The sequence below is a fragment of the Nocardioides panacis genome, from assembly GCF_019039255.1.
Classification (GTDB): domain Bacteria; phylum Actinomycetota; class Actinomycetes; order Propionibacteriales; family Nocardioidaceae; genus Nocardioides_B; species Nocardioides_B panacis.
The window spans coordinates 2452488-2468463 of sequence record NZ_CP077062.1; the positions used below are offsets into that span (position 1 = coordinate 2452488).

The following is a 15976-nucleotide window of genomic DNA, read 5'->3' on the forward strand; positions in this document are numbered from 1 at the left end:
AGCCGCCCGAGGACGGGGGGCTTCAGCCGGAGGTGCCGCGCCGGGTCGCCAGGGTGTGGATCTGGGTGGCCAGGGCGAGGTACTCGGGCCGGGTCGCCACCGCCCGCTCGAGCTCGACGAGAGCCTGCGCGGCTCCCGGCTCGAGGTCGACCAGCGAGCTGGGCACCAGGTCGACGAAGACCCGGACCGCGTGCATGGCCTCGGTGTCGAAGCCGGCGTCGTCGAGCACCGCGGTGATCTCGTCGGCGGTGAACCGGCGGTTGGTGGCGCCGCCGGTGGCCGCCCCGGCGGGCCCGGACTCCAGCAGCGACCGGGCCGCGGTGAAGTGGCCGGCCATCGCCCGGGTGACCACGGCGGCGTGCCGCTGGTTGACGAGCAGGCTGAGCGTCCCGCCGGGACGCAGGGACGCGGCGAGCGCGGCCAGCGCGGCTGCCGGGTCCTCGACGATCTCCAGGACGCCGTGGCAGAGCACCACGTCGGTCCCGCCGTCCGGGACCAGGCCGGGCAGCGTGCCCAGGTCCCCCCTGGCGTCCGCTGACCCGGTCGGCCACGCCGCTCTCGTCGGCGCGACGCGCGAGGATGGCCAGCGCGTCGGGGCTGGGGTCGACGACCACCACCTGGTGGCCGAGCTCGGCGACCCGGACCGCGAGGCCACCGGTGCCTCCCCCGATGTCGAGGACGGCGGCCGGCCGGTCGGCGTAGCGGGTCTCGAGCACGTCGCGCAGGGCGTGCCACACGACCGCCGTACGGGCGGCGCTGCGTCGCTGGAGGCTGCTCTGGCCCGGTCGCGGGTCGGCTGACATGGCGCCCACCCTAGTGCCCGCCGGGCGGCGCTCGTCTCAGGCACCGGAGCTGCCCGGGGACGAGTGCCACAGCTTGCGGGGAGCCGACTTGGTGTCCTCGCCCGGCGGCTTGATGTCCGCGTAGGGCGACATCGTGGAAGCCGCTGGAGTGCACCAGCACCCGGCGCCGTCCCATCCCGCCCGCGGCGGGACCGCCCTCCCCGGCTCCGGGGACCTCCCCGGTGGTGTCGGGAGCGTTGCCCGGGGTCGGCCGGGCGACCACCGGGCGGGTCGACCGGCTCTCGGCCGCGCCCTGCACGGCCCCTTCGCCCGCGGAGCCGAACCCCTCGGGCACCGCCGCCATCAGGGCCCGGACGGCGTCGGGTCCGCCGTGCTGCCAGGCCTCGTGCAGGACCGGCAGCTCCCAGCAGCCGGTGGCCCGCAGCGAGACGCCCCGCCGGCCGGTCCGCCGCAGCACGCCGCGCACGACCAGCAGCCAGGAGTGGAACACCGTGGCGGCGTAGGGCCCCTGGACGTCCTCGAAGAACGTCGCGTCCACCGGGCCGGTCGAGTCGTCGAGGGTCAGGAAGACCACCCGGCGCCCGGACCGGATCGGCGGGGTCTGGGTGGCCACCTTGACCCCGGCGACCAGCAGCTCGGACCGGCTGCGGCGGGTGAGCAGGTCCGCCGAGCGGGTCACCCCGAGCGCGTCGAGGAACGGGTCGTAGGCCTGCACGACGTGCCGGCTCACGTCGAGACCCAGGATCTCCAGCTCGGCGCGCACCCGCTCGGAGGCGTTCATCTCCGGCAGGCCGCTGACCTCGCCGTCGACCGGGGTGTCCCCCAGGTCGAGGGCCAGCTGGACCGAGCTCACCGGCGTGGCCTTCCGGGTGGCGCGGGACTGGCGCTGCGACTGCTCCCAGACCCCGGCCTGCTGCCGGCTGGGGTGCAGGCCGGAGGGCGGGTCCCAGGGCTGGTCGCCCGGACGGCCCCGGGCGCCGGCGGGGCGGGCCGGCTGGGCGTCCCGCTGCCGGTCCCGGACCAGCCCGTCGGAGCTGTTGCCCGCCGCCGCGTCCTCGGCCCGGGCGACCGCCGCCACCCGTCCGCCCGGCGCCACGCCGCGGCTCGCGAGCCCGCGTCCCCGTCCCGCGGCGGCCCGGTCGACGGCGCGGCCGTGCCGGTCGAGGTCGGCCACCTGGAGCAGCAGGTCGCGGCGGGTGACGCTGCCCCGGCGGCGTACGCCTCCGTCCGCGGCTGCGTCCCCGATCCGGTAGACGCTGTCGAACCCGCCGGCGAGCACCAGCCTCTCCACCACCGGGCGGGAGACCCGGGCGCGCTGCCAGAAGTCCGTGAGCGACTGGTAGGGCCGGGCCGCGACGACCCGGTCCACCTCGGACTCGGAGATCCCCTTGACCTCCGACAGCGCGAGCCGGATGCCGTAGCCGTGCCCGCTCGTGCCGAACTCCGTGGGCTGCCCGGTGGGCTGCCCGTCGTCCTCGACCCGCTCGACCACGAACGTCTTCTCCGAGGCGTTCACGTCGAGGCCGAGCACCGCGATCCCGAACTGCCGGGCGTCGTCGAGGATCAACCGCTTGGGGTACATCCCCGGGTCGTGGGTGAGCACCCCGGACAGGAAGTGCGCCGGGTAGTGCGCCTTGAGCCAGGCGGACTGGTAGGTCGGCAGCGCGAAGGCCGCCGCGTGCGCCTTGCAGAACCCGAAGGACGCGAACGCCGCGAGGATCTTCCAGATCTCCTCGACGACCCGCCGGGAGTAGCCGTGCGCCATCGCCCGCGGGAAGAACCACACCTTGGTCTCCGCCATGCCCTCGACGTCACCGAGCGCGCGCCGGGCCTCGTCGGCCTGCTCGTAGCTGCACCGGGCGAACCGGGCGATCATCTCGATGACCTGCTCGTGGAAGACCACCACGCCATGGGTCGGGCCGAGGATCGGGCGCAGGTCGTCGTGGAGGTAGCTCGGCATCCCCCAGCCCTGCTTGGCGTGCAGGTAGGGGGTGATCATGTCGCTCTTCACCGGCCCGGGCCGGAACAGCGAGATGTCGGTGATGATGTCCTCGAAGGAGTCGATGCCGGACTTGCCGACGAGCTCGCGCTGGCCCGGCGACTCGATCTGGAAGCAGCCGAGGGTCTTGGACTGGGAGATCATCCGGAACGTCCGGTCGTCGTCGAACGGCACCTGCTGCTCGTCGTCGAGGTCGAGCCGGACCCCCTCGACCCGCTCGATCTCGTCGACGGCGTGCGCCATCGAGGACTGCATCCGGATGCCGAGCACGTCGAGCTTGAGCAGGCCGAGGTCCTCCACGTCGTCCTTGTCGAACTGGCTCATCGGGAAGCCGGCGTACGACGCCTCGACCGGCGTGCGGTCGAGCAGCGTCGCGTCGGAGAGCAGCACCCCGCACGGGTGCACGGCGATGTGCCGGGGCAGCCCGTCGAGCCGCTCGACGAGCCGGAACAGCAGGTCGAGCCGCTGCTCGCCGAGCCCGGAGGCCCGCAGCTCGGGCAGGTCGCGCAGCGCGACCCGGGCGTCGCGGGCCCGGATGTGCGGGAACGCCTTGGCGATCGCGTCGATCTCCCCGACCGGCATGCCGAGCGCGGCGCCGACGTCGCGGACCGCGTGCCGGACCCGGTAGGTGTCCATCATCGACACGCACACGCAGCGCTCCCCGCCGTAGCGGTCGAGCACGGCCTCGTAGACCTCGAGCCGGCGGGCGGACTCCACGTCGACGTCGATGTCGGGGAGCGCCTGCCGCAGCGGGGACAGGAACCGCTCCATCAGCAGGTCGTGCCGCAGCGGGTCGACGCCGGAGACCCCGAGCAGGTAGTTGACCAGGCTGCCCGCGCCGGACCCGCGCGCCGCGCAGCGCACGCCCATGTCCTTGATCAGGTCGGTGACGTCGGCGACGGTGAGGAAGTAGGGCGCGTAGCCGAGCGTGCCGATGGTCCGCAGCTCGTCGTCGAGCCGCTTCCAGATCCGCTGCCGGGGGGCGCCGCCGTAGCGCCGCCCGACGGCGGACTCGCAGCGGGCCCGCAGCACCCCGTCGGCGGTGCGGTGCCGCACGGCGTCCTCGCCGGTGACCACCTGGAACTCCGGGAAGTGCACCTCCCCCAGGCCGAGGTCGTGGCGCGGGTCGAGGGCGCAGCGGTCGCCGACGACCCGGCTGCGGGCCAGCAGCCGCCGGGCCTCGCGGGCGCTGTCGGAGCCGAGCCCGGCGAACCGGCAGACCTCCTCGGCCACCTCGGCCATCTGCTTGCCGGACTTCAGGAAGCCCTCGGCGTTGGCCCGGAAGCCGGTCGCGTCGAGGTTCCTGAGGTCGGCGGAGCCGAGCGGCACCAGCCGGCGGGCCGCGTCGAGCACGTCGACGGTCGGGGCGTCGAGCCGGTCGGCGTAGCGCACCGCGTTGGTCAGCACCATCCCCAGCCCGGCCGACCGGGCGGCACCGGCCATCCGGGCGGCGTGCGGCGAGGACCCGGGCCCCGAGCCGGACAGCCGGTGGGAGACCAGCTCGACGACCAGGTCGGCCCGGTCGACGACCTCGAGCCAGGGCGCGAGGGCGGCCTGCGCGAGGTCGTCGCGGCGCAGCGTCACCGCCCGGCCCAGCTCGGAGCCGGGGCCGAGCAGCACCACCACGTCGCGGCCGGCGACGTGCTCGGCCACCAGGTCCAGGGTGCTGACCGGGTCGCCCCGCTCCCCCGCCAGGTGGGTCGCCGAGACCAGCCGGCACAGCGCCGCCCAGCCCCGCTTGCTGCCGGCCAGGAACGTCGCCCGCGGCAGCCGCCGGTCGCGGAACGCTCCCCCGCGGGCGGGCGACCGGCCCTGGCGGACGTCCACCGGCCGGCCGCGCGGGTCCGCGGGTGCCCCCGACCAGGGGTGCAGCGGCGCGACCGCGAGGTCCACGCCGAGCACCGGGCGCACCCCGCCCTGCAGGCAGGCCTTGGCGAACCGGACCGCGCCGTAGGTGCCGTCGCGGTCGGTGAGGGCGAGGGTGTCCATCTCCTGCTCGACGGCACGCTCGACCAGGACGTGCGGGTGGGAGGCGCCGTACTGCAGGGAGTAGCCGGACGCCACGTGCAGGTGCACGAACGGGTCAGGCAACGTGATCGCGCCGCCTCGTGGTCACCCAAGCGGCGTTCCGGCCGGTCCCGGGGGTGGCGTGCGCCGGCGGCCCGGCCAGGTGCTCCGCGAGCGGGACGTGCCGGGTCATCCCGAGGGACTCCTCGACCAGGCCGAGGAACCGGTCGGCGTCCCGGACCAGGTCGTCGGCCTCGCGCTCGGTCACCGCGCGCACCGAGCCGGACTCCGCCGCCGCCCGCTTGGCCGCGCCGGCGGAGAAGAACGCCGCCCACTCACTGAGCTCGGGGGCCACCTCGGCGAGCAGCACCCAGGCGTTCTTCTGCCGGCCCCGGCGCGGGCCGGCCGCCGGGGTGGCCCGGGCGGCGAGCAGCGCCGCGGTCGCCCGCAGCGCCGAGACGTGGGCACCGGCGTAGCGCATCGGCACCTCGGGGGTGGCCATCGCCTCGCGGAGCGAGGCCGCGGCCCGCTCGAGGTAGGAGTGCGTGGCAGCGGGCAGCGCGAACGGGTGCGGCTGCTCCCAGGGCTGCTGGGGCGAGGAGGTCATCGGCCCGCCCCTCAGTCCAGGCACCGGGTGAGCCGCCAACTGCCGTCGGCCCAGTCGAAGACCAGGTCGAAGACGCCGCGGGCGGCCTCGCGCGGGGAGGAGGACATCCCCCGGCCGGCCTCGACCCGCCAGACCTCCCGCTCCGCGGACAGGTCGACGCGGTGGTCGGCCTCCCGGTCCTCGCCGAGCACGGCGTGCACCCCGCTGGACTGCCACCACGCCCCGGTCTCCACCCAGTGCGCGACCACCGCGGAGACCTTCCAGAGCCGGCCCCGCCACAGGAACTGCTCGGGCCCCTCGACGAGCTCGACCGTCCCCCGGCCTCCGGCTCCTGCCACCTGCCCCCGGCGCACGTCCACGGGGTCGTCGTACCGTCGCATCGCTGCCACCTCATCCGAGCTCTCGCTCTGGTCCGTCACGGCTCGACCCCGGACCGACCCCTCGGCGAAACTGTCCCCGGCACCCGGCACCCTGGGGTGCGAGTCCGGAGCCCCGGCGGAGGTGGGGGTCGAGGTCACCCCCGCCGAGGCGGTGGTTCGAACACCTGTTCGAACAACTCTCACGCTACACCCGGCCCCCGACAGTCCGTCAACCACGAACCGTCGATCCGTGGAAAGCGCACCCGCCCGGCCCGTAGGGTCGGCGAGGTGAGCACCGAGCACCCCTCCGTCACCCGGTTCCGGTCCGCGCTCGCCGCCCGCGGCGGCACCGGGGAGATCGTCGTCCTGCCCGACTCCGTGCACACCGCGGCGCTCGCCGCGCAGGCGCTCGGCTGCGAGGTCGGTGCGATCGCGAACAGCCTGCTCTTCGACGCCGGCGGCGCGCCGGTGCTGATCCTCACCTCCGGGTCGCACCGCGTCGACACCGCCAAGGTGGCCGCGACGATCGGGGTCCCGGCGCTGAAGCGGGCCACCCCGGAGTTCGTGCGGGAGCACACCGGCCAGGTGATCGGCGGGGTCTCCCCGATCGGGCACCCGGCGCCGGTACCGACCTACCTCGACCCGTGGCTGCGCCGGTACGACGTGGTGTGGGCCGCCGCGGGCCACCCGGCGGCGGTGTTCTCCACCACCCACGACGAGCTGCTCCGGATGACCGGCGCCGTCGAGACCGACGTCGAGTAGCGGTGGCCTCCGACCCCGCCCACAGGCAGACGGTGCGGGCCCCTGACCTCGCGGCGGCGCAACGGGCCTGGCACCTCGACCCGGCCACGCTGCGCACGATCGCGACCGCCCCGGCGCTGGTGTCACCGGCGGCCCCGGACCCGGAAGCGCACGGCTGCGACTACGTGCTGGGCAACGAGGACGGGGCGTCCTCCTGCCCCTCGTCGGCGCCGGCCGGCTCCTGAGACGCGCACGTCCCCGCCCGGGGTGCCCGGGCGGGGACGTGGGGTGCGCTCGAGCGGTCGAGGGTGGGCCCGACCGGTCGAGGGGCTAGCGGGTGATCCTCACGTCCGCGGCCCGCACGAACGCGATCCGGTGGCCGAACCAGATCTGGTAGTAGCGGTCCTTGCCCACCACCACGGTGTGGTCCCCCCGGCAGCGAGCTGTCGTAGGTCTTCGCGTAGTAGTAGTCGGTCTTCACCGTGTCGTCGGCCAGCACGTAGGACTGGCCGGGCTTGACGGTGTAACCCAGCGGCGCGACGCCCTGGTCGGGCACCGGCGTGCCGGCGTACGCCGCCGACTCGGGGTAGCCCCGGCCGTAGACCGGCACCGCCGTGGTGCCGGTGGCCCGCACGAGCCTGCCCTGCGACGGGACGGTGACCGGGTCGCCGGCGGCGTTGGCGTCCTTGAACCACGCGAGCTCACCGAGCCACCAGACCGCGGTCCAGCCGTCCTGCCGGGCGACGACGGCGAACTTCTGGCCGGCCGTGGCCCGCGGGCCGATGTCGGAGACCTCGGTGCTGGAGGCCTGGCCGGTCTGGTGCAGGCCCGGGTCGGCGACCAGCGGGGCGGTGTCCGACGGAGCGGTGCGCAGGTAGACGAAGTTGGTGCCCTGCGGGGTGCAGGCCGAGCCCGCGCCGTCGCAGTTCGTCACCGGCTGCGGGTTGTCCGCGAAGCCCGGGACGATCGTCACGACGTCGCTCCCGCCGTGCTGCTTCGGCCCGTGACCGTGACCCTTGCCCGTGCCCTTGCGCGCCGCGACGGCCTTGCCGTGCTGTCCGCGGTCGAGCGGCTTCCCGAGGAGCGCCATGTAGTGCTCCCAGTCCCAGAAGGGGCCCGGGTCCCAGTGCATCCCCGGAATGGTGGCCTTGGTGGTGCCGGGGACCTGGTCGTGCCCGATGACGTGCGCGCGGTCGAGCGGGACGCCGTACTCGCGGGAGAGGTACTGCACCAGCGTCGCCGACGAGCGGTACATCGACTCGGTGTACCAGCTCGCGCCGGTGGCCGCGAAGCCCTCGTGCTCGATGCCGATCGAGTGCATGTTGATGTACCAGTTGCCGGCCTGGAAGCCGACGTTCTTCGGGTTGACGTGCTGGGCGACCTGCCCGTCCGAGGAGCGGATCGTGTAGTGCCAGGCGAGGTACGTCGGGTCGTTCACCAGGTCCAGCGAGGTCTGCCAGGAGGCCTCGGTGTCGTGGATCACGATGTAGTCGATGCTCAGCCCGTCGTTCGGACGGTCGGCGAGGTCGTGGTTGCCGTACTGGTCGGGCGTCGAGCCGTACTGCTCGTACGGCGCCGGGCGCGACTCGCACCGCAGCACGGCCGGGCAGTCGACGACCTCGTTGCCGGACGGGATCGTCGCGGCCACCGCGGCCGCGTCGACGGCGGCGCCCTGGGTCGGCGCGAGGGTCACCCGCTGGCCGTCGTTGGTGGTGCGGGACTCCCCGGAGCGGATCACGGAGTACACCTGCCGGGCGAAGTCCAGCCGGTCCTGGTCGGTGGCGGTGCCGGCGTAGGAGCCGACCGCCTTGCTCCACGCGGCCGGACGGTCCGAGGTGGTGCGGGGCTGGTAGGACGCCAGCACCGCGGCGCCACCGCAGACGTTCGCGACGTCGTCGGAGCGCAGCCGGTCCCTGGTCACCCCGACGAGCTTCGCGGCCTGGGTGAGCGTGCCGGTCTGGAGGGCGGCCGGCGACCCGTCGCCCTTGGCCTTCGCGAGCTCGCGGGCGTGCGCCGCGGCCGCGTCCTGGGTGAGGTGCATCGGGCCGTAGCCGCCGGAGGCGCTGACCTGACGGCCGTGGTCGTCCCAGCGCGACTCCAGGTAGGAGACGCCGAGCAGGACCTCGACCGGGACGCCGCTGACCTGGCTGGCCCGCTCGAAGACCGCCTGGCGGTCGGTGCTGCCGGTCAGGCACCTACCCCAGTCCGCGGCCTGGGCCTGCGGTGCCGCGGTGAGGGTGAGCCCCCCCGACGACGAGGGCGGCGACGGACGTCGCGGCTCCCCACGTGAATCTGCGCGCCATGTAGACGCCCCCTGTTCCCGAGAACGGCCCGGGGGGTTCCGGGCCGGGCACCAGCCAACCCCGTGGGACAGACCCGTGTAAAGACCATCGGTCTACAAAATTGGGATACATGTGGTCCAACCGGCGCCGGGGCGGGTGCTGCCGCCTAGCCTCGGCCCATGGACCTGTCGGACGTCGGCGAGCGCACCCTGTGGCGCGCCCACCTCGGCGGACTGCTCCGCGGCCGGGCGGTCGTCTGCGGCCTCGCCCCGCTCGCGGGCTACGGCGACCTGGTCGCGCTGCTCGAGCAGGTCGGCGCCCGGCGGCCGCTGCTGGTCGCCACCGGGCTCGGCGCGGGAGCCACCCCGTCGGCGGAGCAGGCCGACGTGGTCCTCCTGGAGGTCGAGGACCGGCCGACGATGACCGAGGACCTGCGCCGCCAGGACGCGGTGGCGCACGCGCTGCCCGACGCCGTACGACGCGCGGTGGACGCCTACGACCCGGACCGCGAGGCGGTCTGGCTGGTCGGACCGTTCATCGCCAGCACCCCGATCGACGGGCGCCCCGTGCTCGGCGGCCGGCCCCGCGCGTGGACCGCGCTGGAGGACAAGCTGGTCGCCGACGAGATCTGGGACGCGGTCGGCGCGACGCGCGCGCCGTCGCGGATCGTGGCGCTCGCCGACGAGGCCGGCCTGCGCGAGGCCGGCCGGGACCTCGACGACGGGCAGGGCGTGGTGTGGTCCGGGGACGCCCGCGACGGCTTCAACGGCGGCGGCGACTTCGTGCGCCGGGTGCTGACCGACGGCGACGCCCGTGCGGCGCTCGCGTTCTTCGGGCCGCGCTGCGACCGGGTCCGGGTGATGCCGTTCCTGGACGGCGTCCCCTGCAGCATCCACGGCCTCGTGCTGCCCGACGGCACCGCCGTGCTCCGTCCGGTCGAGCTCGCGATCCTGCGCGGCGCCGACCGGCGCTTCGTGTACGGCGGCCTGGGCACGACCTGGGACCCGCCGGACGCGGACCGTGCCGAGATGCGCGAGCTGGCCCGTCGTACCGGCGACCACCTGCGCGCGACAGCCGGCTACCGGGGCGCCTTCGGCGTCGACGGCGTGCTCACCGCCGACGGGTTCCGGCCCACCGAGCTCAACGCGCGGCTGTCCGGCGGGGTGGCGTCGATGGCCCGGGCCGTGGACGGCCCGCTGGTCAACCTGCTCCAGCTCAACCTCGTCTCCGGCCGCGACCCCGGCGTCGCGGCCGCCGACCTGGAGGCCTGGCTGCTGCCCCGCGTGGACGCCGACCGCTTCGCCAAGGCGATCGCGATGAGCGCCCGGCACCTGGCGGCCGACCCCTTCGACATGCACGTGGCCTGGGACGGCACCGCCCTGTCCCGGTCCTGGCGGCCGACCGGCTGGACCGTGGCGGTGGGACCGAGCGCGGCGGGCACCTACTGCCGGCTCAGCACCCCGCCGCAGCCGGCCGGCACCCGCGTCGCGGACCTCAACGTGGCGCTGATGCGGTTCCTGGACGCCGAGCTCGGCACCGGGTTCGGGCCGGTGAGCGCCGCCCCCGAGACCCGGCGATGAGTTCCGGGGGACGGCCGGGTCGACCCCTGCAGGAACCGACGTCGAAGGAGACCGTGATGGACGAGGAGTTCACCGCCACCCTGCAGCGCAGCCCGGGCACGGGTGGCTGGACCTACGTCGTGTGGCCCGGGTCGGCGGAGTTCTTCGGGACCCGCGGCCTGGTGAAGGTGCGGGGCTCCGTCGACGGGGTGCCGTTCACCGGCTCGTTCATGGCGCTCGGCGACGGCACCCACAAGCTGCCGGTGCGGTCGTCGCTGCGCCGGGCCATCGGCAAGGACGAGGGCGACGAGGTCACCGTGCGCCTGCTCGAGCGGCTCGGCGGCCCGGACAGGTCAGCCGGTCACTCGAACCGGGACGGGTCGCCGGCCCCCACACGCACGACCTCCGGGTAGCCCTCGGACCAGTCGACCACCGTGGTCGGCTCGCGGCCGCAGTCGCCGGCGTCGACCACCGCGTCGACCACGTGGTCGAGCTCCTCCTTGATCGCCCAGCCGTCGGTCATCGGCTCCTCGGCGTCCGGCAGCAGCAGCGTGCTCGACAGGAGCGGCTCCCCCAGCTCGCGGAGCAGCGCCTGCACCACCCGGTTGTCGGGGATCCGCACGCCGACGGTGCGCTTCTTGGGGTGCGCCAGCCGCTTGGGCACCTCCCGGGTCGCCGGGAGGATGAACGTGTACGCCCCGGGGGTGGCCGCCTTCACCGCGCGGAACGCGGCGTTGTCGAGCTGCACCAGCTGGCCGAGCTGGGCGAAGTCCGCGCACACCAGCGTGGAAGTGGTGCTTGTCGTCGAGCCGGCGGATCCGGCGGATCCGCTCGGCGCCGTCGGGGTTGTCCAGCCGGCTGCCGAGTGCGTAGCAGGAGTCCGTCGGGTAGGCGACCAGCGCGTCCTCCCGGAGCATCGCGACGACCTGGGCGATGCTGCGCGGCTGCGGGTCGTGGGGGTGGACGTCGAAGTAGCGGGCCATGGCGTGAGCCTAGTGAGTCGTCTCGTAGGGTCGCGGCATGTCGCGGGTGGTGGTCGTCGGTGGAGGCTTCGGGGGTACGGCGGCCGCGGCCCGGCTCGCCAAGCAGGGCCACCAGGTCACGCTCGTGGAGCGGCTCGACCGGCTCGGCGGCGCTGTCGGGTTCGTGGAGCGGGAGGGGTACCGCTGGGACGCCGGCCCGACGTCGACCGCCCTGCCGGCCGTCGTGCGCGACCTGTTCCGCAAGTCCGGCCGGCCGCTGGAGCGCGAGCTCGAGCTGGTGCCGGTCGAGCCGATGCGCGAGCACCGCTTCGAGGACGGCACGGTGCTGGCGATGCCGTCGGGCAGCCGGTCCGCGCAGCTCGAGGCCGTCGACGCCACGCTCGGCGCGGGTCTCGGGCAGCAGTGGGTCGACCACGTGCACGCGTTCGCCGACACGTGGGACGTGCTGCGCCGGGTCTACCTGGAGCGCCCCTGGTCCCCCGACCACGTCGACAAGGCGAGCGCCGCACTGCTGCACACCCGCACGACGCTGCAGAAGGTGGTCACCCGGACCTTGAAGGACGAGCGGCTGCGCGAGGTCGCGCTGCTGCCGACGCGGCTCGACGGGCACGACCCGCGCAACGTGCCGGCCTGGATGGGGATGTGGGCCTACGTCGAGCAGAACTTCGGCGTCTGGACCGTCCCGGGCGGGATGGGCCGGCTGGCCGCGGCGATGACCAAGCGGCTCGGCGAGCGCAAGGTCGAGGTGCTGCTCGGGACGTCCGCGGTCGACCTGCGCGTGCACGCGGGGCGGGTCGTCGGCGTGGACACCGACCGCGGCTCGCTGGACGCCGACGTGGTGGTCGTGGCGATCGACCCGCGGGGCCTGCCGGTGCTCGCGCCGCACGTGTCCCGCACGATGCCCGCGATCCCGCCGGTGCTGTGCCACCTCGGGCTGTCCGGCGACCTGCCCGACCTGCCGCACGAGGTGGTGCTGCACGGCGACCCCACGCTGGTCGTGCGCACCAACGGCACCGCCCCCGCCGGCGGCGCGGCCTGGACCGTGCTGGGCCGGGGACGGCTGTCGGAGGACGTCACCGTCGCGCTGGCCCGGCGCGGGATCGACGTGCGCCGGCAGATCGAGGTGCGCGTCGACCGGTCCCCGCGCGACCAGGTCGAGGAGCTCGCCGGGTCGGCCTACGGCATGCTCTGGCAGGGCCGGACGACGATCGACCGCAAGCTCGCCGCGACGCCGTACGCCGGGGTGTACGGCGTCGGGGCGCACGCCGCGGCCGGCGCGGGACTGCCGTTCGTCGGGCTGTCCGCGGCCGTCGCCGCCGAGCGGATCGGCCCGGCCTAGCCCACCGTCGAGCGCAGGCCCGCGTAGATCTCCCGCGTGGCCCGGGAACGGTTCAGCGTGTAGAAGTGCAGCCCGGGCGAGCCGCCCGCGAGCAGCTCGTCGCACATCTCGGTGGCGATCGCGATGCCCTCGGCGCGTACGGCGGCCGGGTCGCCGTCGAAGCGCGCGACGCGGTCCACGACCTCGCGCGGCACCTCGCGACCGGACAGCTCGGTCATCCGCAGGACCTGCTTGAGGCTGGTGATCGGCATGATGCCGGGCAGGATCGGGATGGTCACGCCGACGGCGTCGCAGCGCTCGCGCAGCGCGAAGTAGTCCTCGACGCGGAAGAACAGCTCGGTGATCGCGAACCGTGCGCCGGCGTCCTGCTTGGCCCGCATCACCAGCGCGTCGGCCTCGACGCTCTCGGCCTCCCGGTGGCCCTCGGGGAACGCCGCGGCGCCGACGCAGAAGTCGCCGAGCGAGGTGACCAGCTCGACGAGCTCGCTGGCGTAGGTCAGGCCGCCGGGCGTCGGCTCCCACGGGGTGCCCGGGCCACCGGGCGGGTCGCCGCGCAGCGCGAGCACGTTGCGCACCCCGGCGGCCGCGTAGGACCCGATCACCGACCGCAGCTCGTCGCGGGAGTGCCCGACGCAGGTCAGGTGCGCCATCGGGGTCAGCGTGGTGTTCGCCGCGATGCCCTCGGTGATGTGCACCGTGCGGTCCCGGGTCGAGCCCCCGGCGCCGTACGTCACGGACACGAAGGTCGGCTGGAGCGGCTCGAGCTCGCGCAGCGCCGTCCAGAGCTGGCGCTCCCCGGCCTCGTCCTTGGGCGGGAAGAACTCGAAGGAGATGGACCGCTCGCCGGCCGCGATGAGGTCGCTGACGCTGGCCGCGCTCTCGCCGGGGCTGCTGGGCGGGGTCGTCTGGGGCGCCATACGCAACAGCATAGGTCGGACCCGGCGCACGCCCGGGCGCTGTCCACGGGGGGCGGCGGCGACCGTAGGCTCGCCTCGTGACCTCGCAGCAGCCCTCGTGGGACGCCCCCGCCTTCCGCGCCGACGTGCAGTCCGCCCTCGACGCGTTCGTCGACGAGCAGGCGCTGCGGCTCGCACCGCTGGGCGACGACGCCGCCCGGCTGGTCGACGCGGCGCGCGCGGCGGTGTCGGGCGGCAAGCGCTTCCGGGCGGCGTTCTGCGCCTGGGGGTTCCGCGCCGTGCGCGACGAGGGGGCGGACGCCGGCGCCCTGGTGCGGGCCGCCGCCGCGCTCGAGGTGCTGCACGCCAGCGCGCTGGTGCACGACGACTACATGGACGCCTCGGACACCCGGCGCGGCCGGCCGGCGACCCACAAGGCGTTCGAGGCGGTGCACCGCGAGAGCGGCTGGACCGGCGACCCGCAGCAGTACGGCGCCGCCGCGGCCATCCTGCTCGGCGACCTGCTGCTGTCCTGGTCCGACGAGCTGCTGCGGCGCTGCGGGATGCCGCACGACGTGGTCCGCGACGCGCTGGCGTTCTTCGACACCACCCGCAGCGAGGTGATCGCCGGGCAGTTCCTCGACGTCTCGGTGCAGGCCCGCGGCGCCTCCGACGTAGAGCAGGCGATGCGGGTGCTGCGCTACAAGTCCGCGAAGTACTCCATCGAGCGGCCCTTGCACGTCGGGGCCGCGCTGGCCGGCGCGGATCGCGGGACGCTCGCGGCGCTGACCGGCTTCGGGCTGCCGCTCGGCGAGGCGTTCCAGCTCCGCGACGACCTGCTCGGGGTGTACGGCGACCCGGACTCGACCGGGAAGCCGGCCGGCGACGACCTCACCGAGGGCAAGCGCACCGTGCTGGTCGCGCTGGCACTCGAGCACGCGCCGGACGGGGACGCGAAGCGGCTCGACGAGGCGCTGGGCACCGCCCTGTCGGTCGACGAGGTCGCCGACCTGCGCCGGATCATCGACGAGTCCGGCGCGCACGCCGCCGTCGAGCGGCGCATCGAGGAGCTCACCACCGCGTCGCTCGCCGCGCTCGAGGCGGCCGCGGTGACCCCGGCGTCGCGCGGGGTGCTCCGCGAGCTGGCGGCCGCGGCGACCCAACGCACCCTGTGACCGCGCCCCGGACCCGAGCCGTCAGGCGGAGGCGCCGCCGGGGCGACGGAGGCGCCTGACAGGTCGGCGGCTAGTGCTTGACCGGGAGCTCGGGCACGTCGATGTCCGGGCCCTCGCCCCGCAGCAGCACCGCGAACGGGCAGCCGCGGTCGGCGTGCACCCGGCCGCCGAGCACGCTGAGCGCGACGCGGAACGCCTGCTCGTCGTGCCGGGCCAGCGGGCTCCAGCCGTCCCAGAGAAGCACCACGCCCGCGGTGTCCGGCGGGTCGAACTCGGCGAGCCGGTCCGAGAGCGTGTCGAAGCTCGCCCCCTGGTCGTCCTGCAGGCCGAACGCCTGCACGGCGGCCTTCAGGAACGACTCCTTGTCCTCCACGGTCCAGCCGTCGAGGTGCACGAACGACCAGCCCGCGTGCTCGACGGCGTGCTGCACGTCGGGGACGGGGGCCGCGCTGTGCCACTGGTACAGGTCGGGCGGGTTGTGCCCCGCCAGGAGTGCTGCGAGTCCGCTCATGCCCTGAGGCTAGACCCGGTCACGGGCGAGCAACACCCTTCGACCGGCGTCCGGTCCGGCCACCGGGGCGGGCCCGTGTGGGCTATGGACCGGGCTCGGTCGTGGGCGGACAGTTCGGGGTATGGCCGCCAAGCCGCTGCGGTGCCGCATCGGGGTCCACAGCTGGGAGAACCGTCTCAACGACGACGGTGAGTCCTACCTCGAGTGCCGCAGGTGCGGCACGGAGAGCGAGAAGATCCACCTCAGCGACTACGGCGACCAAGGCGGCGGGTCGATGGGCTGAGCCGTCCCGGCTCGCTCAGAAGGCCATCGCCTGGGCGCGCCGCTTGACCTCCGAGCCGCGGTTCTCGCGCAGCGCGTCGATGGGCCGGCCGGGGATGGTGTCGTCGGCGGTGAACAACCAGATGAGCGCCTCGCGGTCGTCGTACCCGCCGTCGTGCAGCACGGTCAGCACGCCGGGCACGCCCTTGACGACCAGGCCGTCCTGGATCATCGCGGCCGGCACCTTCTGGCCCTGCCCGGGGACGGGTACGGCGGCACCGAGCTGGTGCTCCCGGATCAGCTGACGGACCTTGCTGACGCTGATGCCCAACAGCTCCGAGGCCTGGGACCAGTCGATCCACTCCCCCACGAGCTCGCCGAGGTCCGGGCCGTCCTGCGTATGTGTCTCCTCCACACCCCCACTGTCCCACGGACGGCCGCCGTACGATGACCG

14 protein-coding genes and 2 pseudogenes are annotated in these 15976 nt (G+C 74.9%); 6 read left to right on the forward strand and 10 right to left on the reverse strand.

Annotated elements, in window-relative coordinates; translation table 11 throughout:
* Positions 1–22: 22 nt before the first annotated feature.
* The 5 genes and pseudogenes from KRR39_RS24760 to KRR39_RS11890 all read right to left on the reverse strand — a co-directional run bounded on the left by KRR39_RS24760 (position 23) and on the right by KRR39_RS11890 (position 5796).
* Complete coding sequence (locus KRR39_RS24760) at positions 23–475, reverse strand: class I SAM-dependent methyltransferase (RefSeq protein ID WP_254185079.1); 453 nt, start codon at positions 473–475, stop codon at positions 23–25.
* 118 nt (positions 476–593) lie between these two features.
* Positions 594–803 (reverse strand): annotated as a pseudogene (locus tag KRR39_RS24765) (hypothetical protein); the annotation flags it as partial.
* 10 nt (positions 804–813) lie between these two features.
* Positions 814–4893, reverse strand: coding sequence for a DNA polymerase III subunit alpha (locus KRR39_RS11880; RefSeq protein WP_216937161.1), 4080 nt, complete (start codon positions 4891–4893; stop codon positions 814–816).
* A complete protein-coding gene (locus tag KRR39_RS11885; RefSeq protein ID WP_216937163.1) occupies positions 4886–5416 on the reverse strand; it encodes an SAV_6107 family HEPN domain-containing protein in 531 nt (176 codons plus the stop codon). Before KRR39_RS11885 ends, KRR39_RS11880 begins: the two co-directional genes overlap by 8 nt.
* An 11-nt stretch (positions 5417–5427) precedes the next feature.
* Positions 5428–5796, reverse strand: coding sequence for a DUF6504 family protein (locus KRR39_RS11890; RefSeq protein WP_216937166.1), 369 nt, complete (start codon positions 5794–5796; stop codon positions 5428–5430).
* Positions 5797–6063: 267 nt separating this feature from the next.
* Between KRR39_RS11890 and KRR39_RS11895 the strand changes: the two genes are divergently transcribed.
* The gene (locus tag KRR39_RS11895; protein WP_216937167.1) at positions 6064–6537 is read left to right on the forward strand and encodes a YbaK/EbsC family protein; all 474 of its coding nucleotides are present in this window, start codon (positions 6064–6066) and stop codon (positions 6535–6537) included.
* Positions 6538–6697: 160 nt separating this feature from the next.
* On the opposite strand, the gene KRR39_RS11900 is transcribed toward KRR39_RS11895, so the two are convergent.
* Positions 6698–8557 carry an N-acetylmuramoyl-L-alanine amidase gene (locus KRR39_RS11900; protein ID WP_216937169.1) on the reverse strand — a complete coding sequence of 620 codons (1860 nt, stop codon included), beginning with the start codon at positions 8555–8557 and terminating at the stop codon, positions 6698–6700.
* A gap of 420 nt (positions 8558–8977) precedes the next feature.
* Here KRR39_RS11900 and KRR39_RS11905 point away from each other — a divergent pair, with 420 nt between their 5' ends.
* Both KRR39_RS11905 and KRR39_RS11910 read left to right on the forward strand, forming a co-directional pair.
* Positions 8978–10378: an ATP-grasp domain-containing protein gene (locus KRR39_RS11905; RefSeq protein WP_216937171.1), complete on the forward strand. Its 1401-nt coding sequence runs from the start codon at positions 8978–8980 to the stop codon at positions 10376–10378.
* Between the two features lie 56 nt (positions 10379–10434).
* Complete coding sequence (locus KRR39_RS11910; RefSeq protein ID WP_254185080.1) at positions 10435–10770, forward strand: DUF1905 domain-containing protein; 336 nt, start codon at positions 10435–10437, stop codon at positions 10768–10770.
* Here KRR39_RS11910 and KRR39_RS11915 read toward each other — a convergent pair.
* Positions 10719–11340, reverse strand: a pseudogene (locus KRR39_RS11915) (L-threonylcarbamoyladenylate synthase). The gene KRR39_RS11910 and the pseudogene KRR39_RS11915 overlap by 52 nt on opposite strands.
* Positions 11341–11377: 37 nt before the next feature.
* Here KRR39_RS11915 and KRR39_RS11920 point away from each other — a divergent pair.
* Complete coding sequence (locus KRR39_RS11920) at positions 11378–12679, forward strand: phytoene desaturase family protein (RefSeq protein ID WP_216937175.1); 1302 nt, start codon at positions 11378–11380, stop codon at positions 12677–12679.
* Here KRR39_RS11920 and metF read toward each other — a convergent pair.
* Entirely contained in the window at positions 12676–13596 is a 921-nt protein-coding gene (gene metF, locus KRR39_RS11925) for a methylenetetrahydrofolate reductase [NAD(P)H] (protein WP_216937177.1), read from the reverse strand. The two genes, KRR39_RS11920 and metF, sit on opposite strands and share 4 nt — an antisense overlap.
* Positions 13597–13673: 77 nt before the next feature.
* On the opposite strand from metF, the gene KRR39_RS11930 reads away from it, so the two are divergent.
* Positions 13674–14750, forward strand: a complete 1077-nt coding sequence (locus KRR39_RS11930) for a polyprenyl synthetase family protein (RefSeq protein WP_216937179.1) — start codon at positions 13674–13676, stop codon at positions 14748–14750.
* Positions 14751–14820: 70 nt separating this feature from the next.
* On the opposite strand, the gene KRR39_RS11935 is transcribed toward KRR39_RS11930, so the two are convergent.
* Positions 14821–15261, reverse strand: a complete 441-nt coding sequence (locus tag KRR39_RS11935) for a barstar family protein (RefSeq protein WP_216937181.1) — start codon at positions 15259–15261, stop codon at positions 14821–14823.
* A gap of 121 nt (positions 15262–15382) precedes the next feature.
* Between KRR39_RS11935 and KRR39_RS11940 the strand changes: the two genes are divergently transcribed.
* Positions 15383–15544, forward strand: a complete 162-nt coding sequence (locus tag KRR39_RS11940) for a hypothetical protein (protein ID WP_216937183.1) — start codon at positions 15383–15385, stop codon at positions 15542–15544.
* 15 nt (positions 15545–15559) lie between these two features.
* On the opposite strand, the gene KRR39_RS11945 is transcribed toward KRR39_RS11940, so the two are convergent.
* Complete coding sequence (locus KRR39_RS11945; RefSeq protein WP_254185081.1) at positions 15560–15937, reverse strand: Rv2175c family DNA-binding protein; 378 nt, start codon at positions 15935–15937, stop codon at positions 15560–15562.
* Between the last annotated feature and the right edge of the window lie 39 nt (positions 15938–15976).